The organism is Cohnella herbarum, from assembly GCF_012849095.1.
Lineage (GTDB): Bacteria > Bacillota > Bacilli > Paenibacillales > Paenibacillaceae > Cohnella > Cohnella herbarum.
In genome coordinates this window covers 6,110,150-6,132,440 of the sequence record NZ_CP051680.1, presented here as the reverse complement: position 1 = coordinate 6,132,440, position 22,291 = coordinate 6,110,150, and the positions used below count along the sequence as shown (strand labels likewise).

At 49.9% G+C, this 22,291-nt stretch carries 16 protein-coding genes and 1 pseudogene; 5 read left to right on the top strand and 12 right to left on the bottom strand.

Annotated elements, in window-relative coordinates:
* Positions 1-128 precede the first annotated feature (128 nt).
* From HH215_RS37105 to HH215_RS26145, 4 genes and pseudogenes are all read right to left on the bottom strand, one after another.
* Positions 129-683, bottom strand: a complete 555-nt coding sequence (locus HH215_RS37105) for an SLC13 family permease (protein WP_375140532.1) — start codon at positions 681-683, stop codon at positions 129-131.
* 156 nt (positions 684-839) lie between these two features.
* Positions 840-1,978, bottom strand: a pseudogene (locus HH215_RS37100) (SLC13 family permease); the annotation flags it as partial.
* 319 nt (positions 1,979-2,297) lie between these two features.
* Positions 2,298-3,602: an exosporium glycoprotein BclB-related protein gene (locus HH215_RS36910; protein ID WP_310735506.1), complete on the bottom strand. Its 1,305-nt coding sequence runs from the start codon at positions 3,600-3,602 to the stop codon at positions 2,298-2,300.
* 246 nt (positions 3,603-3,848) lie between these two features.
* Positions 3,849-4,574, bottom strand: a complete 726-nt coding sequence (locus tag HH215_RS26145; protein ID WP_174887703.1) for a Fic family protein — start codon at positions 4,572-4,574, stop codon at positions 3,849-3,851.
* A gap of 187 nt (positions 4,575-4,761) precedes the next feature.
* On the opposite strand from HH215_RS26145, the gene HH215_RS26140 reads away from it, so the two are divergent.
* Positions 4,762-5,391 (top strand): YfbR-like 5'-deoxynucleotidase, encoded by a 630-nt coding sequence (locus tag HH215_RS26140; RefSeq protein WP_169284588.1) that lies wholly within the window; start codon positions 4,762-4,764, stop codon positions 5,389-5,391.
* A 2-nt stretch (positions 5,392-5,393) separates the two neighbouring features.
* Here HH215_RS26140 and HH215_RS26135 read toward each other — a convergent pair whose 3' ends face one another.
* The 4 genes from HH215_RS26135 to HH215_RS36905 form a co-directional block, all read right to left on the bottom strand.
* Positions 5,394-7,577 carry an S-layer homology domain-containing protein gene (locus HH215_RS26135; protein ID WP_169282552.1) on the bottom strand — a complete coding sequence of 728 codons (2,184 nt, stop codon included), beginning with the start codon at positions 7,575-7,577 and terminating at the stop codon, positions 5,394-5,396.
* Between the two features lie 225 nt (positions 7,578-7,802).
* A complete protein-coding gene (locus HH215_RS26130) occupies positions 7,803-8,060 on the bottom strand; it encodes a type II toxin-antitoxin system RelE/ParE family toxin (protein WP_169284587.1) in 258 nt (85 codons plus the stop codon).
* Between the two features lie 50 nt (positions 8,061-8,110).
* On the bottom strand, positions 8,111-8,497 hold the full coding sequence (locus tag HH215_RS26125) for an AbrB/MazE/SpoVT family DNA-binding domain-containing protein (RefSeq protein ID WP_169282551.1): 387 nt from the start codon (positions 8,495-8,497) through the stop codon (positions 8,111-8,113).
* Between the two features lie 190 nt (positions 8,498-8,687).
* Entirely contained in the window at positions 8,688-9,836 is a 1,149-nt protein-coding gene (locus HH215_RS36905; protein WP_310735505.1) for a YecA family protein, read from the bottom strand.
* A gap of 114 nt (positions 9,837-9,950) precedes the next feature.
* Between HH215_RS36905 and HH215_RS26115 the strand changes: the two genes are divergently transcribed.
* The 3 genes from HH215_RS26115 (at position 9,951) to HH215_RS26105 (ending at position 12,977) form a co-directional block, all read left to right on the top strand.
* On the top strand, positions 9,951-10,604 hold the full coding sequence (locus tag HH215_RS26115; RefSeq protein ID WP_169282550.1) for a response regulator transcription factor: 654 nt from the start codon (positions 9,951-9,953) through the stop codon (positions 10,602-10,604).
* Positions 10,605-10,606: 2 nt separating this feature from the next.
* Positions 10,607-12,004 (top strand): HAMP domain-containing sensor histidine kinase, encoded by a 1,398-nt coding sequence (locus HH215_RS26110; RefSeq protein ID WP_169282549.1) that lies wholly within the window; start codon positions 10,607-10,609, stop codon positions 12,002-12,004.
* Positions 12,005-12,089: 85 nt separating this feature from the next.
* Entirely contained in the window at positions 12,090-12,977 is an 888-nt protein-coding gene (locus tag HH215_RS26105) for a hypothetical protein (RefSeq protein WP_169282548.1), read from the top strand.
* A gap of 71 nt (positions 12,978-13,048) precedes the next feature.
* Here the strand turns inward: HH215_RS26105 and HH215_RS26100 are convergent, their stop codons facing one another.
* The 4 genes from HH215_RS26100 to HH215_RS26085 all read right to left on the bottom strand — a co-directional run bounded on the left by HH215_RS26100 (position 13,049) and on the right by HH215_RS26085 (position 17,869).
* The gene (locus tag HH215_RS26100; RefSeq protein WP_169284585.1) at positions 13,049-14,014 is read right to left on the bottom strand and encodes an ABC transporter substrate-binding protein; all 966 of its coding nucleotides are present in this window, start codon (positions 14,012-14,014) and stop codon (positions 13,049-13,051) included.
* A 38-nt stretch (positions 14,015-14,052) separates the two neighbouring features.
* Positions 14,053-15,084, bottom strand: a complete 1,032-nt coding sequence (locus tag HH215_RS26095) for a FecCD family ABC transporter permease (RefSeq protein ID WP_169282547.1) — start codon at positions 15,082-15,084, stop codon at positions 14,053-14,055.
* Positions 15,084-16,091 (bottom strand): FecCD family ABC transporter permease, encoded by a 1,008-nt coding sequence (locus HH215_RS26090; RefSeq protein ID WP_169282546.1) that lies wholly within the window; start codon positions 16,089-16,091, stop codon positions 15,084-15,086. Before HH215_RS26090 ends, HH215_RS26095 begins: the two co-directional genes overlap by 1 nt.
* 137 nt (positions 16,092-16,228) lie before the next feature.
* On the bottom strand, positions 16,229-17,869 hold the full coding sequence (locus HH215_RS26085) for a helix-turn-helix domain-containing protein (protein WP_169282545.1): 1,641 nt from the start codon (positions 17,867-17,869) through the stop codon (positions 16,229-16,231).
* A gap of 204 nt (positions 17,870-18,073) precedes the next feature.
* Here HH215_RS26085 and HH215_RS26080 point away from each other — a divergent pair, with 204 nt between their 5' ends.
* A complete protein-coding gene (locus HH215_RS26080) occupies positions 18,074-22,216 on the top strand; it encodes an Ig-like domain-containing protein (RefSeq protein ID WP_169282544.1) in 4,143 nt (1,380 codons plus the stop codon).
* The last annotated feature ends 75 nt before the right edge of the window (positions 22,217-22,291 follow it).

Here is a 22,291-nt window from a genome sequence, read left to right as displayed (position 1 = left end):
CGGCAACCGGCATAGAAATACGTCCTCTCTATGCGCGAAATTGTCATCTCTAGTTCGCAATAAGAAGCCTGCGACCTAGTAAAAATCCACAACCGCGCGAGGTTGTGGATTCGAGAGTGCATGCTAACTTAGAACCGAAAAAACAAAGGAAGTACCGCCACCATCACAATGCCCATAATAAGCTGAAGAGGTAATCCAACCTTGAGGTAGTGGGAAAACCTATAGCGGCCGGCCGACATGACTAGCGCGTTCGGCGGCGTTGAGAATGGCGAAGCGAAACACATGCTCGCTCCGATGGATACGGCGAACAAGAACGGATAAGGATTGACGCCGAGCTGAATCGCAGACGCAAGCGCAATAGGAGCTAACAACACGGCACAAGCCGTATTGCTAATGAACAAAGTGAGAATCGAAGTCGTAAAGTACACGCCGGCCAGCAAAACCATCGGTCCGTAGCCTCCCAACAAATCGACCATTCCTTCGGACAGAAGCGCGGCAGCCCCGGTCTTCTCGATCGCGATCGACATCGGAATCATGCCGCCGATCAGCACGACGCTTTCCCAATTGATCGTCTTATATCCATCCTCCATGCTTCGTACGCAACCGAACAAGACCATCAGCACGGCAGCGATCATAACCGAAGCCACCGCGGGGATGAAGTCCGCGATCAGCAACCCGACCATAAGCAGCATTATTCCCGCGGCGATCGGCGCTTTGTTGTCCATCGTTACTTTGCGCGATTCCTCGATCGGTTGCCCGACCACTACGACGTCCGGTTCATTCGCCAGATGAGCGATATCTTTCCAAGTCCCCTGCACGAGCATCGCGTCGCCGAAGCGCATCTTCTCTTCCTTCAGATGATGCAGAATATATTGATCCTTCCTATGTATCCCAAGAATATTAACGCGATACTTCTCGCGAAAGCCGGACTCCTTAACCAGTCTATGAATAAGCCGAGAAGTAGGGGTGAGCATCACTTCGGCAATCCCCACGTCTTCGGTCGCATATTGCTCCTCGCTCGACGATCGCTTGTTCTCCGGAACTTGATGGTCCAGCATAGCTAAACCGAAATCATTAACGAATACTTGAACATTCTCGAAGGGGCCATGAACGTACATAATATCTTCATCTTGAATGATCGTATTCGATCTTGCGATTTCCTGATTGATCGTTTTGAAGAACTGGTTCTTAGCCGAAATCTTCCGTCGAATTTCAATGACGTTCAACGCATATTGCGCGGTGATTTCGAGCTCGTGCAGCGTCTTCGATAGGATCGGAGAATTCGCGCCTACTTGCACCCGATACAGATTCTGCGAGAGCCGGTATTGCTTCGCCAGATCCTGAAGCGAGCGTCCATTGCGTTGTTTATCTTCCTCTCTCTCGTTCTGCGGCAGAAATCTGCGAAGGAAGAGCATCGCTACAACCCCGACGACTATGCAGACAAGACCGATCGGCGTAAACGTAAAAAATGAAACTCCCTCATACCCTGCCTCAAATAATACCTCCTGAATGACCATGTTGGGCGGCGTTCCGATTAAAGTCAGCATTCCCCCATACTGCTTGCAAAGGCAAGCGGCATGAGTAGTCGCCCCGGGTTCGTCTTCGCGCTCATCGCCAAACTCACGACGACCGGCATCATCACCGCGATCGTTCCCGTATTGCTAACGAATGCGCCAATCGCCGCAGTGACGACCATGATCATGACGAGCATCCGAGTCTCATTCGAACCTGCCAGCTTCAGCATCTTTCGGCTGACCATTTTCGCTAACCCCGTCTGAAAAATACCTCCGCCTACGACGAATAAGCCAACCATCATGATGACAACTGAATTCGCGAATCCCGACAACGCCTCTGCCGGGGTTAGAATATTAAACAGCATTAAAACAATTAACGCCCCTATGGCAACCAAATCGGAACGAACCTTACCGGAGATGAACAAAGCGGAAGCCAGAGCTAATACGACTAAGGTGAGGATCATCGGACCGTTCACGTACGTAGCCCCTTTCTATCGTGATCGCAGTATTGATAAGGATAGTATATATTGTAACCCTCTCTACGAGCGACTTCAGTAAACTTTGTTACATTGCAAGGCGACGTATGTAGTAAAAAACCACAACCTCTTAAGGCTGTGGTTTTGGCATTCCTATTGGGGAACCTACACAAGTCTCAAATACATATCAAAAGTTTGATCCATAATCTCCGAAACTAGCAACGATGCGTGGAGTCGCAACTTTGCCCATACGATTCACCTTCTGGAGAGGAACATCCGACGGAATGACTACCAACACCAACCAACGTCATTCTATTTCAATTCCCGCGCTTGCGTAGCCTGAAACTGTGTTCACAAGAGATAGCCCCGTTGCCGTTGTAGAGAACACAAGTAAATATCGCGTCTGCGCGCTTACAGGAATATCCAGCCCAGTGGTGATACCATTTGCAATACTTCCTATTGCTAATACTCCAGTAAATGCCGGAGCAAGCGTGACATTAGCGCCTAAAACTGGTGTAAACGTATTATTAGGAGTTGAAGAGCTATACAACTGTGCTGTAATTGTGACTGTCGTGCCAACTAGCGATAACGCCATATCTGTGCTGAAAAAAGCCGATATTGACTTCAGAGTTCCATCACGCGGTACCGAAAAGGCATAATTGATGTCGGATCCACTGCCACCACCTGTAAGATCTATCGTTCCACCAATAGGCGACACGCCTGTAGCGGAGTTACCGAAACCAATCACACTGCTTGTTCCACTAAGTCCACCCATAATAGTGGTCATAATGATCGGTTTGCCGGAAGCAAACGGAATAATGGTGGTCGATCCAGCAGGTCCTACAGGTCCTGCCGGGCCTTGCGGACCTATTGGACCTTGCGGACCTATTGCACCTTGTGTACCTGCTGCACCATCCTGACCATTTGCACCTGGTGTACCATTGTCGCCTTTGTCGCCTTTTGCACCTGTCGCACCTGCCGGGCCTGTTGCACCTGCCGGGCCTGTTGCACCTGCCGGGCCTGTCGCACCTGCCGGGCCTGTTGCACCTGAAGATCCTGAAGACCCATTGTCTCCTTTATCCCCTTTATCCCCTTTGTCACCCTTATCGCCTTTGTCGCCTTTGTCGCCTTTGTCGCCTTTCGCACCTTGCGTAGCCGTCGGGGCTTTATCTGCTGTCGTGATAATAACGGACTGCAGCTTCCCATTCCAAGATGCCTGAGCATCAAAATGATTCGCTAGAACGCGGACTGGCACCATAATCCTGTTATCAATAATCTGAGCAGGCTGCTCAAGTGTCTCTTTTGTTGTTTCTGATCCATTTGTTACAGTTACGTCTGATTTTCCGAGAACAAAAGAAACTGAATTTCCGCCTTTTACAGCCGTCACTGTTTGAGTTTCTTTATCCCAATTTATCGTTATTCCGAATGTATTCGCGACATGCTTAATAGGCACGAATACTGTCCCGTTAATCACAGCTGGTTGAACATCATTCTGTACGTTGCTCCCATTAATATTCAGTGAAATGCCTGCTGCTTGAGTTACCGGTACCGAGATCAATGTCGCGGCAAGCGTAAATACTGTTGCAAGTACCATCCATTTCTTCTTAAACATTTTACCGCCTCCTAAGTATAATTTGCGGTCTTACTTACTTCTTGTGCTGTTTTAGAAAATAGTCCCTGATTCTCGTAGCAGCAACTATTATATCACTTCATCAAAAAGACATGACATATTTATGCAAAAAATTATTAATTTCCACAAAAAAAAGTATTTTCACATGATTAGTCGACGTATATAGCTAAAATATGGCAAAAAACCACAACCTCTTACGGCTGTGGTTTGGCATTCCTATTGGGGAACCTAAACAAGTCTCAAATACATAGCAAAGGTTTGATCCATAATCTCCGAAACTAGCGCGATAAACTTCGTATTATCCTTGCTCGTATGAGCGTGATCCAATGCCGAGTAATACTCGCTTCGATTCTCTTTTTGAATGACAATCGGAGGGTACCCGCTTTTTATCAGTTCGAAATTCAGCAACAATCGCGCCGTTCTCCCATTCCCGTCAATAAAAGGATGGATACCAACAAAATCAAGGTGAATAACAGCCGCCCTCTCAATAGGATGCAATAGCTGACCCTCATGCTTAACCCAATCGATAAATCGTTCCATTTCGGACTGGATCTGCGTGGCATCGGGGGGGATCTGAAGCGCACCGCTAATGATCACGTTTTCTTTACGATAGATACCTGCACTCTCGTCTTCGATCCCTTTAAGAATGAGTCGATGGATGCTCTTAATCTGCCATTCCGATAAACTCTCTTGATTGCCGACGATCTCCTCGACATATAAAATCGCATCTCGGTGGTTAATAGCTTCCAAATGCTCTTTTATCGTTTTGCCGCCAACCGTTATTCCTTCGAGAGCGACTTTCGTTTCGGAAAGAGTTAATGTATTTCCCTCAATAGCGTTGGAGTGGTAAGTCCAATTGACGATCAGGTGCTCTCGTATACTCCTGACCGTATGGACAGGCAAGGGTCTTTTTTGATCAAGCAAGCTTTTCTTCTTATCGATCTGTTCGAACAATCCCCTCACTCCAAACGTCTTGATTTCGATCATCGAATCGTTGTTCATTATTATATCATAATGCTCTGGAAAACAGCTTTTTAACCTTCCTCCGCCAAGTTCCCGCCCCAGTTAATCCTCCATTAACAAACCGAATGTATACTGAACGTAAAGTAGCGCAATATACCAACGAAGGGGGTTTCAAATGATGGGCATTCATACGTATTTTCAATCGCTAAACGATCTAGAGCGCATTATTCGTTGCCCCGGCAGATTCAAGTTCGAGGAGCACAGCGTATCGGCTCATTCTTGGAAAGTCGTTCAGTATGCCAAAACTTTGGCGGATATCGAAGAAAGCAACGGCGTCGCGATAGATTGGAAGAAGCTATACGAAATCACAAGCAGTCATGACTACGGAGAAATCTTCATCGGCGATATCAAGACGCCCGTGAAGCATTATTCGTTGGAGCTTCGGTCCATGCTGCAAAAAGTAGAAGAAGGAATGGTCGCCCATTTCATTGACGAGCACATTCCCGAGGAATTTCAGCCTATCTTCCGCAGACAGTTACGCGAAGGTAAAGACGATTCGGTCGAAGGTCTAATCCTAGAAGTCGCCGACAAGCTGGACCAAGTCTATGAAGCCTTTACGGAACTGCAACGGGGAAACACGGAAAAAGAATTTATCGTCATGTATCGCAGTGCCCTGATCAAAATTAAAGGCATTAAGCTTCATTGCGTTAATTATTTTCTGCAAAATATTTTGCCTGATCTGGTCATGGAAGGATCCAAATCTCACATCGATATTGCTAAAATTACGGATGAAGCTTTGGCTTCGTAACGCTACTTGAAATAATCATAATAACCGAAAAATTTATCCCGGTATAAAAATATTTCAAGTCTAGCGAGAACGGCAGCCGCTTGCTCGCGAATCAACGTTTCCTTCGGCATAAATTCCCCCTCGCTCCCCGTCATGATTCCGTGTTCGTTGACGGCTTGGATCGCCTTCAAGCTGTTACCCGGTAAATCCTCGATATCCGACAGATGAAGGCGATCCAAGGTGCCGTAAGTGTTCAACGCGCCTGCATTGGCTAGCATAATCGCCGCTTCTTCTCTAGTGATATTTCGGTTCGGTTCGAATTCGCCTCGGACTCGATCCGTAATGCCTAACTCCGCAGCCTTATTCACAACGTCGCTGTACCACTTCTTAGACGGGACGTCCGTAAAAACACGGCCCTGCTCGGTCGACGTCGTTTGTTTCCTTACGCGCAACAGCATCGCGACAAATTCGGCACGGGTTAACCCTTTTTTCGGAGCTAATAGATCCCCGGCAGAATTTATTCCTTGCAAATAGCCGTTGCTAAGCGCGCTTGCCACCTCGTTCGCAGCCCAGCTCGAAACTTCATCGCGGTCTTTGAATTCGTCTAATGTAGAAACGACTCTAACATGGATAATCGTTTTCAGAATCGTCGGTACTCCGCCCGCTTGGTATCCCGTAAAAACGAAATCGTACGCGCCAGCCTTTAAGCCCCCGACTTCGACTTTGCCTTCCGCATCTGTCGCAACCTTCTTCCCATTAATATCAACGGTAATGAAAGATCCATTCTCTGTAGAGGTACCTTCGGAAGTTATTTTAGGTTTCTTGACGTGCAAGATCATTGGCGTATGGTGAGGAATACTATTCGTATCACGCAACGTGCCATCGCCGGCTATGTACTCTACTTGGAATCCCACGTTACAAGGCATATTGCTTGCCCCATAGTACAATATGATCAAATCGCCATCATTCAACCTCTCCTCGCCGTTAGAGCATTCGGGCTGGAAATCATAGTACGCGTTGGCTTCGACGGCAAACCTCCATGCTTCGTCTCCCCCGTATTGATGTTCTTTAATCCCGTTAACCGAAACGATTTTTTTCTTGGTCATCGCATAGGCGATATTATCGCGTTCCAAAAACGACTTAACGGCGTCATGCGCCGTAACCCCCGTGGATGATCCGCTTGCGATCGTTCCCTTCGGTCCTTCTACGCGTACGGTAACCGTCTTCGGATCGGAATGCCTCCAACCGCTCAGCAGACCGGGCTTTCCTTCCAAGATCAGCTTGTAATTCGTAAGCGCTAAATACGCTTGAAGCGTAGCGTTCGGGTCTAGCTCCCCGCCTAGCGTCTCGGAAAAACCGCCTTCCGATAGTCGGTTAGACATTATAAATCGTAAAGGGTTATCCCCATCGGTCAGATGAAAATCGGCGGCATCAGCGTCTACGGCAGATAGCAGCATAATCGCGTTGGCAGTATCGGCAGTGCTTTGATTGATGCTTCCGTTACCTTTGATCAAGGTTTTTAACCATGCGGCAATCTTTTCCCCATCGTATGACTTAGGTATATCGCCGGAAGCCTTCAGCGCGGAAACGGCCACGAGGGTCGTCGAGACTTCATCGAACCGATCGCCGGAACTCGGCCAACTTCCACTCGCCAAGCGGGTTTCGTTGAGACGATTGAAAAACAGATCGGAATACCACAGTGGCCTATAGTAATTATTAGTCGAGTAAAATAAATACGCTAAGTAGGCCAGAGATACTCCGTAACTCCCTTCGTCCTCCATATCGGTACGATTAACTAGCTTCTGCATCAGATTAATGCCCGCGACTTGATGCGCTTTTCCCCCGGCGGCGGAATAGGCCATAATCGCTAAGGAAAGCTCGGACGCCGAATCGTATTTGCCTTTGCGTTCTAATATTTCATTCCCCTTGCTTTCCAAGTAGCCTTCGGGCAAAGGGGTGCCGTTCCGCACGAAAGCTAAAGCCGCCCAATCCGAGAACCCCTCGCCCTTAAGCAAAATAGCCTCCGCTTCTTTCATCGCCTTTTGCATCTCCGACGGAAAGCGAGGATTAGGGAGATTAGCCGTTGACTCCGCCGCATGTGTCGATGGATTACTGCCTACGAATAGTACGGTTTGAATAAGCAAACAAACGATCACCGTAATCTCAATGAAGAGCTTGCCAAGCCGTTTACTTAGACCGGATTTCATTAGGCACAGTCGCCCCCCTGGATAAAGTTATTCCTTTTTTAATTCTTGCCCCCTATATTGACGCGGTGATATTGTAAATAGTTTCCTGAAAAAACGAAGTCCTCGTTGGAGAAAACTTCTTCTCTTGTTTCATGGGATTTGCGTCTTTCTTCATACTTTGGCGAGAGGATGAGAGTTAACGTTATTGCATAACGTTATTCGAAAAAAGAAAAACGCCCCCTTGGCTTACTTAGGGCGCTTTCTTACACGTCTTTTCAATTCCGCATAAAAATTCTCTCTAGTAACGGCTAAGATAACAACCACCAATTCACCGCTATCATTTTCTTCGATAATATAGGCGATTTCATAATTTGTCTTACCGTAATAAACGTCATAACAATAGTATCCAGCTAAATCCCCGGTCTTAAGCTCACCAATGTAGGGATCTATTCGAATCTTGATAATTGATTCATAAAAAGCTTTTTGGAGCGGCTTCTCAACAATTTTTTTAAGAACCGCTCAGCAGCTTTCTCTATTAATATTGGGAGCACAGACTAACCTCCCATTACATCGCCAAACAGTTCTTTCATTTGCTCGTCACCAGTTCCCTTGAATTGGCGCGCAGCTACTTGGGCTTCTGCAAGCAAATCCTTAGCCGCATGACGAATTTCAGTCTGTCTCTCTCGAAACTTCTCCAACAATTCTTCTTGAGGGCAACCATTTGCAATCAATTCAGCCAAGATTTGCTCGGCGAAGTGATCGCTTCCAGTACTCTGGCGAATTGGACGAATAATAATATTTTGGCCTTGCAATCCAACCTCTACTTCATCTTTTATTCCAACTTGCTCGAAGAACTTTAGAGGTATCGTCACCTGACGCTGTTTCGAAACACGAGCACGCTTCCACTCCACATGCTTCACCACCTCATCAGCTATTGCCATAAAGTATACCCTCCTTTTTCTTGTATATTCCTTTCCTTTACGCTCTGTGATCATTATTTTTCATTTCTTTATTTCTTTATTTCTTTATTTCTTTATTTCTTTATTTCTTATTACACATTATACACCGCTAAAAAAAACATTGAAAAGAGTTTTTACTACTTTTGCAGTTTCTCTTCTGACTGCGATTTCATTAATTTCCGCAACACTTCTTGAACTTCTTGCCGCTTCCGCACGGGCAAGGGTCATTTCTCCCGACCTTATCAGGAGCGATGCGTTGCCCCGGAATCACCCGGGTAGCACGGCCTCCCGACAAAGCACCCAACTCGGCAGGCGTATGACCGCAGTTAGACCAAAGCCTGGTATGATTGTATACCTCCGTAACTAGAGAAGCAAACCGCTTAACTTGCTCCATGTTATCGAAATTGATATCTCTTCTTTCCAACTCGTTCACGATCTCTTGCAAAGGCGCTTCCATAGAACAAGCAAGCTGAATATCATCTAGGAGTTCATCCACGAGCTTAGCATTATTGCACAACTGATTCAAAATAAACAGTCTCAGCTGCAATAGCTGCGGCGTTTTCTCATAATAGTGATTTTCCGAATGCTTTAGAAACTCCTCTTTACCGGGAATATACAGAGGCTTATTCCGAATACGTTTCAACAGACCCTGCAGCTCGTCAATACTGTCTGAATCAAAATAATGACTCGCGAAATACCCATCGATACGTTCGTAAAGCTGCATTCTGTTCAGATGAAAATGGGTGATCTCCTCAAGCTCCGCCATGGTCAAACTCTGCCCGTTCTGATCGTTATAGATGTTGAGAAGCTGCTCCGGCGTACACACCCCATAGAGATTAACCGCCGCATCTACATACTTCAGCACCATTTGCTCCGATGACCGAGTTCGCAGCACCGCATCCCAATCCAACTCCCGAATAGCCTCTTTCACTTCTTCGGGAATTACCAAATAAAGCTTGTCCTCATCGAAAAACGTAAATAAGACGCCACGCTCGTTGAAGTGCAGATAGGTCCCAGGCGTAATTTCGTTATTTTGCACGTAAGGCTGACGCAACAATTGTTGATAAAACAGAAACTCCTCTTCGGTAGACAATCGCAAGGTGAAATCCAATGCGGAAGGTTCCGGAATACTGCGCGTCAGCTCAGCCGCAAGCTCTGCCTTATTCATCTTAGAACGTCCAGGCAAATTGACCGATGAAGCGATTTCGGTTAAGCGACCTTTACCCAGTAGCGGGAGGATTTCCCCAAGATGAACTTTTACTGCTCCCTGTATGGCAAGCTCTTTGTTCCTCTGTTTAAAATGTGCTGAAAAATCGTACATCTTTAACCCTCGATCCCGTAATTTATTTTCTTATTATACATGCTTATGGACAGAAATCATGACTTTACAACTCTATTACATTTCTGTGATATATTGCGTGCAGAGGTGATAGCAGTGGCGACCATTCTTATCGTCGAAGACGAAAAACCGATTAACGAATTGATCCGAAGAAGCCTGCAAACCGTCGGGCATCGTTGCATCTCCGTTTACGACGGACAAGCGGCGGTCGATGAGCTCGCGCGGAATGAATATGATCTCTTGCTGCTTGATATTATGCTCCCTGAATTGGGAGGTTATGAAGTATTTGAAAAAAACACGAGAACCCCGACTATCTTCCTAACTGCGAGGGACGGGTTGTCCGACCGGGTGAAAGGACTGACGATGGGCGCCGACGATTACATGATCAAGCCGTTCGAAATGCTGGAATTGCTCGCCCGCGTGGACGCCGTGCTGCGCCGAACGATGAAAGCAAGCGCGAACGAGAGCTTCGAGCTGGACGACGTGCGAATCGATTTCGGTAGCCGTATCATCTATTGCGATCATCAATCGGTGGAATATACGCCAAGAGAATTCGAGCTATTGGAGGCGCTGGTTAGAAACCGCAACATCGCGCTTTCGCGGGAGAAGCTGCTAGAGTTGGCTTGGGGCTACGACTATGAAGGAGATACCCGGACAGTCGATGTCCATATACAAAAAATTCGGAAAAAGTTCGGCCTGGAAAATCGGATCAAAACGGTCTATAAGCTAGGCTACCGGTTAGAGGTGTAAAGATGAAAGCAAGAACGTTTCTTGTTACTTTACTGCTATTCCTTCTTTTTTTCAACCTGGCCATCTTTCTGTTCTCGGCGATTACGCTCAGAACGAATCTCGACAGTTCGCGCGAGCGCAGCCTTGGCGAGCATTATTTTATCGCTTCCACATACGGGAAGGACTTGTACGCTTTGGAAAGCAGGGGGACAGTCGGTGAGGAGGCGCTGGGCTCGCTATTCCGGTCTTACTCGACTTATTACGGCAAGCAGGGAGTGGCCCTCGAGCTATCCGATAGAGTCGGCACGCTTTACTCTAGTCTCCCGAAAAACTTGCAACTCTCAGGCGATTCTCCAACGGCAATCCCGGGAGAACGCACGGTAACGACTACGAAACAGAACGACCGGACTTACGTCCTCGTAACCGGTAATCTTCCAGCGCCTTACGAGTCCTATACGCTAAACTACCTCTACGACGTCACGGGCAACTTATCCGCGTGGAGCCGAATGACCGGCATGCTCTTCCTGCTAGGTATCGTATTTTGCACCTTGCTGGCCCTTTGTCTGCATTTCGTGCTCGGCCGCGTATTCAAGCCGCTTCGCCAAATTTCGGAGGCGTCCAAGAGCATCGCGCAAGGCGAATACGGTAACCGAATTCGGGTGACCCGCCATGACGAGCTATCGGAAATGGCCGACAGCTTTAATCATATGGCCGAGGAAATTCAGCAGCAGATGGAGCAGTTGAAGCTGGCGGCCGAACAAAAGCAGCGTTTTATCGATAACTTCGCTCATGAGCTTCGAACGCCTTTAACCTCGATATACGGCTATGCGGAGTATATTCAGAAGGTCGCGTTAACGGAGGACGATAAGCTGGAGGCGACCGATTATATTATGTCCGAGAGCCGCAGATTGCAAAATCTAGCCCATCAGCTGCTGGAACTGGCGACGCTCGGCCGCAGCGATATTGTGCTTGAAACGGTCGAGCTGGAAGATCTGTTCCGTAAAACGGCGGAGACCCTTAAGCTCAAGCTGGAAGACCGCGAGGTCCGATTGTCTTGGAAATGCCGATTGGATTCGGTACGGGGCGACCGCAATTTGCTGGAAAGTCTCGTCGTCAACTTGGCGGATAACGCCGTGAAGGCTTGTTCGCCGGGAGGACAAGTACGGCTGGAAGCTTACGTGGAGTCGGAACGCCCCGTCATTGTCGTGAGCGATGACGGCAAAGGAATGACCAAAGAGCAATTAGGGCGAATAACGGAAGCTTTCTACCGCGTCGATCAAGCTCGCAGCAGAGCGGACGGCGGAGCCGGCCTGGGACTGTCGCTGTGCGAGCAGATTGCTGCCAGCCATGGCGCGGAGTTATCTTTCGCTTCCCAAATCGGCAGAGGCACGATCAGCAAAATTACTTTTACAACTTCATGATAACTCGGTGATCGTTTGCTAACCTGGCGTTCTTATACTTGCACTTGCAAACACCAATACGCGGTAACGCAAAGGAGAGCTGAACATGAAGGAAACAACGGTAAAAAGAAAAGAGCTCAAGCTGCTCGTACTCGGAGCGGCAGCGGCAATTACGGCGTGCACGCTAGCGTTCGGCGGCTTGTCGCAAGCGGCGAAAGCCGCCGAGCTGGGCAAGACGGCCAAAGTGCCTACCAGCTACAGCGCGCCGATTGCTCAAACGGCGAAAACCAGCTTGCCAAGCGATTATGTCAAGGCCGATTATCAAGTCAAGCTTCACGAGCTCAGCGGGAAAGGAACGGCTAAGGACCTGAACATGAGCGAGGCCGCCGAACTCGGAGCGCAAAATCTATGGATGCTGTTTCACGCGAACCTGAAGGGCAAAACAATCGTCATGTCTTACCATCCGGCAACCGAGCTCGATCCCCGGGCCGTATGGTACGGCGAAGTCGCCGAAGCGGCCGGGCAGAGCTATACGTTCGAAGTGGACGCCATTACCGGAGATCCCCGAACCGCGTTGCAAGGAAAGTATTGGAAAGATGCCGGATCGCTTGGATTGGACAAAAAACTGCTGAAGCAACACGACGATTTCTCGAAGCTCGTGAAGGAAACGGCTGAAAATCACAAGCTCCTTGCGGGCAAGATCGCTTCGGTTGAATACGTCTCGCAAGGGCACAGCAGTTCGAACTACGGCAGCAATCCCGATATTACCTTTATGGTGAATTCGGAAGACGGCGAACGCGCTCAGTTGACGTTCTCCCGTTATAACAAGGAGCTGCTGTCGGTGGAATATAACGGCTGGCTGAAGGACATGCAGCCTAAAGCGGATGCTGCCGAGAACAACGCGATAGACAAAGCGATGCAGTTTGTGGAAACGCGAAGCGAATGGGGAGACGGAAAAGTCAAGGTGAAGGAGTATCCTTCGGATCAGCAATAAAGATAGAAGAAGCGCAATCCCGGTGGATTGCGCTTCTTCTATTCCGTTATGCTACATGATACCTACTCCGCTTATTTGCCGAAGAAGTCTTCCGCTTCATCCAGCGCCATCTTGTTGCCGATCGAGGAATAGTCCAACCAAGGCTGCTCGCCGATCACGTACACATGCCCGTTCTGAACCGCCTTCAAGCCTTTCCAGATCGGACTGTTCTGCATTTCTTCATAAATCTTCTTCGCATCGTCCTCTACGTTAACGACGACGAAGATCGCATCCGCGTTAAAGTCGGGCAACACTTCCTGGGAGATGACCTCGTAAGGCGCATCCGTAATCTTCTCTACGCCGCTCGCAGGCTGGAAGCCCAAATCTTCGAACAAAATCGGCCCCATTGGACGAGGCGTTCCGAATACCCGCAGTTCCTTCGCCGTGACGCGAATAGCCATCGCTTTCGGGTTGTCGCCGAACTTCGTTTGAATCAAACCTTTAACGCGCTTAAGTTGATCTTCATAATCGGCAATGAACTTTTCCGCTTGCTGCTCCCGACCCAACTCCGCGGCTAGGAGCTTCAGATGATCTCTCCATGTTCCTTGATCGAGATCGAACATCTTAACCGGGGCAATCGCTTCTAGTTTAGACGTATCTTGACCCGCGAACTCCTTATCGGCATAGATCACGTCCGGTTCAAGCTGCAGCAATGCCTCCATGTCCACTTCCTTTGCAACGCCGAGCTTCACTGTATCTTTCAAGCGACCGGCTACATGAGAAAGGAAATCCTTCGCTTTGCCGCCCATCACGCCGCCCGCGGCCGTAACGTCAAGCGCAAGCAAATTGTTCGTAATATGAATCGACAAGGAAGCGATTTTCGGCGCTGCCTGCGCCTCGGGAGAAGCCGGGTCCGCGCTTTGCTCCGCTGCCGGGCTCGTCCCCGCAGTCGGGGAAGCCGTTGCGCTCGATTCGTTATTGTTGCTCTGGCCGCATGCGCCGAGCAATAGGATCATCGCCAGACCTAACAGCATCAAAGCGTTCGTTTTCTTAAGCATTGTTTTCTTAAACATCTTATTCATCGACCTCGGTTCGTTTATTTAGATGATCTTAGTAACAAATAGAGAAAATACGGGGCTCCGATACCCGCAACCAGAACTCCGGCAGGAATCAGGCTAGGCAGAAATAAGGAGCGTCCCGCCGTATCGGCCAGCACAAGAATAACAACGCCAATCATTCCGGAGATCGGAATCACATGCCGATGCGACGAACCTACAAGCCTCCGCGCGAGATGGGGAGCAACAAATCCGATAAACCCGATTCCCCCGGCCATCGCTACGCTTGCGCTTGAGAGGGAAACCGCCGCAACGAGCAGCCCGATTCGTTTACGATTAAGCGACACGCCTATGCTTACGATCGTTCCGTCTCCTAACCCGAGCGCGTTCAACGTTCTCGCTTGCAGCAAGGCATACGTACCGAAGCCGATAATCCAAGGAAGCAACGCGAACACATGGATCCAATCTCTCCCCCATATGTTGCCGACAAGCCATCTTGCCGCGAAGGTATAGGTTTCCGAATCGAGCCGGAGCGAGAGATACAAGGTCAGGGCGCTGAATCCCGCCGCTACCGCGATACCTACGAGAATCACGCGGGTGGGCTGCAAATTCTGACCGCGCTCATAAGCCAGTACGCCGATAAGCAGTGCCGTAAGCATCGCGCCGCAGAAAGTGAATAGCGGGATCAAAAGCGCGGACATCTGCTCCATCGATTGAAAGAAGCTGACAAATACGATAAGCCCGACCGCCGAGCCTGCATTAAGCCCAACGACTCCCGGATCGGCGAGCGGATTGCGGAATACTCCCTGCAAAATGGCGCCGGAAACGCCGAGTCCGATCCCCGCCAGCATCGTAATCAGTATGCGGGGCATTCGATAATCGAACAATACCGTTTCCTCTTTCGCCGTGCCGAATCCAAACAATGTTTGCAGCACCTGCATAGGCGACAGCTTAATCGTTCCTGTATTCAGACTGAATATCAGAACCCCTAGACAGATAACCATCAAGACAACGCCGACGAACATCGCTCCGCGAGCCCGGTTGTTACCGGGTTGTAAATCTTTCAAGCCCATTACAGATTCCTCTTCTCTTTCCGTGCCAAATAGAGAAAGAACGGAACGCCGATAAGCGCCACCATAGCACTCAGAGCAAACTCTCTAGGAGGATTGACCATCCTTGCCGCCAGATCGGCTAACACGAGTAAAACGGCGCCTAATATCGCGGACAATGGAATGATGGCTCGATAGTCCACGCCGACTAGCTTGCGAGAAATATGAGGGATGACGAGCCCGACGAATGAAATCGAGCCCGCAGCCGATACCGATACGCCAGCCAGAATAACTCCGGCTGTAACGGCCAATATTCTCGCCAGCTTGATTCGTCCCCCTAAGTTCACCGCGACCTCTTCTCCAAGCGAGAGCAACGAGATAGTCCTGCTGAGCACCATCGTTAATAGCAACGTCGCCACGATAATCGGCACAAGAAACTTCAAATGCAGCCACTTGATTCCCGCTACTCCGCCGGAAAACCAGAACGCTAAATCCTGGCTAAGATCATAGTAGATGGCGATGCCCGTGCTTATTGCACCGAGCATAGCCGCGATTACGGAGCCCGCGATAATAAGCCGCAAAGGCGTTAAGCCACCGGGTACTTTAGAACCTAATGCAAATATGAAGAGTGTGCTGAGCGCGGCTCCAACGAATGAGCATCCGATTAATCCTAGATATGGCATGCTCGGAACAAAAGCAAAACATAACGCGACAACGCAGGTAGCCCCCGCATTCACGCCGAGAATCCCTGTATCCGCCAGAGGATTACGAGTTACTCCTTGCATGAGAGCACCGGCAACTGCGAATGCAGCCCCCACTACGGCCGCGCCGATCACCCTCGGAAGGCGTAATTCATGAATCACTTGATGGGTAGTCAACGTCTCGTCATACTGAAATACGGCTGCCCATACAACGAACATCGACAGCTCCTTCGCACCGTAGGATATCGCTAGGAACATAGAAGCAAGTAAGGCCAGCAGCGCTATCATATAGATAGCTATTCGCAAAGACAGCTTGGCGCTCCGCTTCATTCCCCCGCTGCCTGTATCGATAGGCGATCCCACCTCGCATTAATACTGATAATCATTATCAATTATAAGAAGACGACGAGAAGCCGTCCATGGTCTATTTTAAGAGTTTCCCGATGGAATATTATTAGATTGTCGGTTTAATGCACATCCGTGTAGTAGTCAACCGCTTCATCCAGTTGGCTCTCGATGGACATCGGAGCATATACGATCCACTTCTCCCAATCCAAGAAATGAACGCGATTTCGGCGAACGGCTGAATGCCGAACATACGCCTCGCTCGTCTGAAGGCGGTGCAAATATTGTTGCTCATTCCCGTCCGAACGAACGGCGACGAACAAATAATCCGAATCGTATTCGGTAAGCTGCTCGATCTCGATTGCTTTCCAATTGAATAATTTAGCACCCGTATGCTCCTCCATATCTTGCAGAAGCCGGTTAGGCGGCAGTAAGCCGAGAGATTGATAGAAAACATGGCCAATGTTCCGATTACCGTAAATGCGCATTCCATAATGGCCGATCACGCATAGAGTCACGGTAGCTTGTCCGATGGCGGCTTGCACTCGCCGACGCGCAGCTTCCGTTGTACGCTCATGCCGCGCTATCCATTCCTTGGCTTCCTCGGTCCGCTGAACGATTCGCGCGACCTCTCGAAGATGCTCGAATACAGTCAGCGTCCCCCATGGAATCGTGATAATCGGGGCTAGATCGCCGATGAGCTCACGAGCCGTCGCAGACACGTTGTCTTTGCCGATCACGAGATCAGCCTTAGCTTCGAGGAAGGTTTGGCGGCTGACCTGCCATACTTCCGATCCGTGAAAGGGCAGCGCGAGCATTCGAGTCGTCTTCGGGATTTCCTTGTACGTTTGCGCGGCGACGGGAGTAATGCCGAGCGTCAGCAAGTGGTCCGTATACGCATACGATAAGGAAATCACGTTCGGCTTCGGTTGCTCCCTGTATAGCGTTGGCGCGCAGCCCGTATACTCCTTGAAGCGGCGGCTGAAATAGAACGAATCCTGATAACCGACCCGCTTTGCCACTTCGCTCATTTTCCGACCGGTCATCAGCAGCTCTTCCTTGGCACGGTTCATCCGAATCTCGGTAAGAAACGTAATCGGGGACCTGTTCATCTCTTGCTTGAACATCTGAGAATAATAAGACGGATGCATCCCGGCCAGCTCCGCCAATCTCTCCAGCGTCAAGTCGGAATCATAAGCCCGGTGCATATAGGGAATCGTCATGAGAATCGCTCGCTTCTCCCCGCCAGGCAACACGGCCGGCGTACTCCCCAGTAGCAGTTCCAGCAATTCGTACATATGCAAACAAGCGCGATTTTTTCCCGATTGATCTGAGATTAAGCCGTTATTTTCTTCATTGAATTCCTCCGCAATCATTAGCACTAGCCTTTGAATCCTGTACTGATCCTGCTGGATACTGCCCGTAATCGGAAAAGAATCGACCTGATCGAACACTCTTCTCGATGCCGATTTTTCCGATAACCGGTACATATCAAAGGTAATCATATAAAGTTTCGTTTCATGGCCGCTTACGCTTCTAGCCTCTACGGTCATGCCGGGTTCGAGCATAAACGAGCTCTTGCGGTTCAATTGGATTGGGATTCCGTTCAATACGAAAGTTCCTTGTATTTTCTCAAAATAGAGAAAGGTCAGCTTCGTCATCGTCTGAGACTCCAACCGCCAACCGTCGGCTTCGAACGAATACGAGACTTCCCCGATCTCGATCAGCGTATTCGATATGTCCAGCAGTTGCTTACTATCCATAACCCGTCTCCTTACCGCGAGAAGTTTCTTAGCTATTTTTCCTATTATAACTTAATTAGCATTGGAAGCTCTCTGGAATAAGTTGTGCCCGCGAATCGAAACAGTCGGCCTTTGACCTTGTGAGTATTTTGTGAGCGCGAGTTGCTATCATTCGACAGAATGAGCGAAATTCAGAAGCTCCACAGGACAAGGAGAGGAATAAGAATGATAATTCGATCTTGGAAACAAGCGAAACTGACGGTTCTTGCCGTACTGATCGCTCTGCAGGCAATGCTGGCTCTGGGGGTGGAACGCGCAGATGCGGCGGGATTCAGATGGCAGGTTATAGGGGAGGAAACGCGTTCCGGGCCTGGGGGATTTGGGGGATTCGAGGACTATGAACCGGAATTACTCGCTCAAGGAAACAGCTTGTTCGTTTCTTATGGAACGTTTCCTACGGTAAAGCGTTGGGATGGAAGCGGATGGCATGGCGTCGGCGAACCGAAATTCGTAATAGCCCCGACTTCGAAAACTTCTTTTCAGGGTGCTCCGGATGGCACGTTGTACTTTGGGTACTGGGATCAAATCAACAACCAACGCCCGAAAGCAATGACCTATGAAGCCGGGGAGAATTGGACGACGCTCGGCGGAGCTGAAGCCGCGGCAGTGAGATCGGACTGGCCGAGCATTGCGGTGGATAGCGCGAAAAACGTCTATATGTCGTATCTCAATGTAGACGATGGAAATAAAATGTACGTTTCTAAAATTCCGGACGGAGGGAACGGTTGGTCCGTCGAAGGCGGTCCCGTGTCGGAAGGGGCAGCTTGGTTCGGAGATATATCCATAGGTGCGGACAATCGGCCCTACGTCGTATACGCGGATGCGGCGAATAATTATCTTCCTAGCGTACGCTTCTACAACGGAACGGCTTGGGAGTACGTTGGAGGGAATAGATCGATCGCTGAAGTAAGTTCCAACTTGCCGCAAATCGTAGCCGCTCAGAACGGGAAACTCTATGTTGTTTATCTATCAGGTAACGAGATCGCTGCTAAAGTGTATGTCGAGCAGTTCGACGGCACGTCCTGGAATACAATCGGTTCCTGGAATGCCGATGAAAGCAATCGCCCTGCATTGGCTCTCGACATCAACAGCAACCCTTACTTGGCCTATAGCGACGCGGACAACGGGGATAAAGTTACGGTACGGTATTATGACGGGGACACATGGGATACGATAGGCCCGACAGGCTTCTCAAGCGGTCGTCCAAACGGTTTGTCGATCGCCGTCGATGCGGACGATAGTCTTTATATCGCTTATAACGATATGGATGATGGGAACAAGCTGAAGGTGATGGGATATTTATGGGACGAAATCGAGCCGACCGTTCAATCCTTTTCCCCGGCGATAGGCGCAACGAACGCGGCTCACAACGCTTCGTTAACGATGACGTTCACCGAAGAAGTCGCGGTCGACGGCACCGATGTAGCCGGACTATATCGAACCGCCAGCGATATGCTCGTGGAGTCGTTCGACGCCGCAGACGCTACGGTAAACGGCCGCTCGGTCACTTTCCAGCCTTCCGAGCCTTTAGAAGACGGAGTCTCTTATTATGTTGTAGTAGAGGCAGACGGTATCCAAGATTTGGCGGGCAATGGTTTTGCCGGACTGCAGAGGACGGATTGGTACTTTACGGTTGAGGATACGCTCGACCCCGCGTTGGAGTCCTTAAATCCGGCTAACGGTTCGTCCGGCGCATCCGTACACGTCAAACCAAGCCTGACTTTCAGCGAAAGCGTAACGCTGGAATTCGGCAAAACAATCGTCATACGCAACGTGTCCGACCAATCGGTCGTGGAATCGTTCGATACGAGCAGCAGCACCCGATTGAAAGCTCAAGGAAAAACGATCGTGATCGAACCTTCGGAACCGTTGGCATACGAAACCGAATACCAGATCGATATCCCCGAAGGAACGATTCGGGATTGGTCAGGCAAGCTGTTCGGGGCAATCGTCGGTACGCAATGGCGCTTTACGACCGGAGCGGAGCCGGATACGCGGCAGCCAAGCGTCAGCGAAGTGGCGCCGGCGAATGGTGCGACTTCCGTTCCCGTCGACAGTGCTCTGACGATGAAGTTTGACGAGCCCGTCAAGGCGGGAATCGGAAATATCCTAATCGTAAATAGGGATGCATTAGAGATCGTAGACACGATATCGATTCTGGAGACGTCCAAAGTTTCGTTCAACGCGGACACGGTCACCATACAGCCTTCAAGGTCTTTGGACTTCGGTACGAAGTATGGCATTTCCGTTATGCCAGGCGTGATAACGGATCTAGCGGGTAACGCCTTCGCGGGCATCATGCCGATGGGCTGGACGTTTACGACGGTACTTCCCGATACCGTCGCGCCGACGCTGACCGCTTCGTCACCGACGAACGGACAAGCGAATGTGGCGGCGAATGCTCCGTTACGTATTGCTTTTGACGAGAATGTGACGGCCGTAGCAGGTAAAGAGATTTTCATCACGGATGCCGATACCGGCAATCGGTTCGCGACGATCTACGCCAATAACATCGAAGCCGTCACGGTGGCGGGCAGCGACGTTACGATTAAACCGTTCGACGATTTCGAATTCGGCAAGACTTATTACGTGGAAATAGAAGATGGAGCTTTCGTCGATGCCGCAGGCAATCCGTACGCCGGCTTGACCGGCATTTCGGAATGGCGCTTTACCATCGGAGCGGCTCCGGATGTTGTCGGTCCTTCGGCAATCTCATTGTCTCCTGCGGATGGAACTGTCGGGGTTGAGCTAAATTCTGAGCTGGCGGTGACGTTTAACGAGCCTGTTCAACCGGCTGCGGGGGGAACGATTACACTCGTTAAGGTAGCAGGCGCGCAACCTGTTGAAAGCTTCCCGGCAACGGATACGGCGAAAGTGACTGTGAACGGAGCGACCGTTCGCATTCACCCAAGCTCACCATTGGCTTACTCGACGGAATACGCGCTGCTATTTTCTGCGGGGGCGTTTCAAGATTTGGCGGGTAACGGCATAACGGGATTAAATGCGATGGGCGACTGGACGTTTACGACGAAAATAAGGCCTGCTCCAATCGGAGGCGGCGGTGGGGGTTCCTCCGAACAAACGTTGTTTGGCCAAGTCAAGAGCGATGGAACAGATGGCGTTATGGCAGAATTTGTCGTTCGAAGGACTGCCGATCCTTCCGGACGTTTTCTCGATTCGGCTACTTTTACGACAGATTGGATACAATCCGTTCTAAAGAAACTAGAGGACAAAGGCGTTAAAAGGGTAACCTTAAGCTGGCCGACAAATAACGGCGGTGCGGACCTGGCGGACTTAAAGATGAGCAAGGAAGCCGTGCAAGCATTAGCCATCGCTGGAGTCGCGTTGAATCTAGAAACAAAGTTCGTACAAGCCGCGATTTCGAACGAGACTTTTCAAGGATCTGCGAAAGAAGTCAGTTTCCATATGGAATCGTTGCAAGATTCTGCTGCCCGCGATGCGTTAGTTAAGCGCGCCAGCGCTTCGAACGGCGCCGTCGCCCTATTCGGCACTCCGGTGAAAATGGAAACAACCGCCCAAGGACACTCAATCGAGTTTACGCTGCCGATCGGGGCGGATGAAACGAAGAAAGCATCCGGCGAAGAGATGGGCATCTATCTTGAATATAACGATGGAACTACTGAGCTTGTAAGCGGCAAACTGGGGTCCCAGGGCGTCAAGTTCTCCGCGAGCAAACCCGGTACGTTCGCCTTAGTTCAAGTTAAAGGTTGGAAAGAAGAAGCCAAGCCGCAGCCCAAGGCACCGTCTATGGCCTACATGAACGGTTTTGACAATGGGACATTCCGCCCTGAAGCCGAGCTGACGCGAGCGGAGATCGCGACGATCGTTAGTCGCGTCGTTCAACGTCCAATCGTTCGCGAGAGCGTTGCGTTCGCGGATATGACAAGTCCATATTGGGCTGGACCGGCGATCGACAAAGCGGTGTCCATGGGCGTAATGCGCGGAAGCCCGGATGGCAAGTTCTACCCCGATAAGACGATTACAAGAGGAGAAATAGCAGTCATCGTCGCTCAACTGATCGAAGGGGATATTGGCATGGGGACGACGTTCAAGGATACTAACGGACATTGGGCACAAAAAGCAATCGATACAGTGTCGGCTGCGAGGATAATGAAAGGCTTTACAGACGGAACATTCCGCCCGGGTCAACCGCTCCATCGAGCAGAAGCGGTCGTCATCATAAACAGACTGCTGGGTATCGCCCCGGCGGTTCGATCCGAGCCTCGCTGGTCGGACGTTCCGGCCTCGCATTGGGCGTTCGGCGACATCCAAGCGGCATCTAAGTAACATGCAAGGTATCCATTTATTCACGTATTACGGCATTCCCCCAAAATCCTCACAAGTGAAAAATCTTGAAATCTA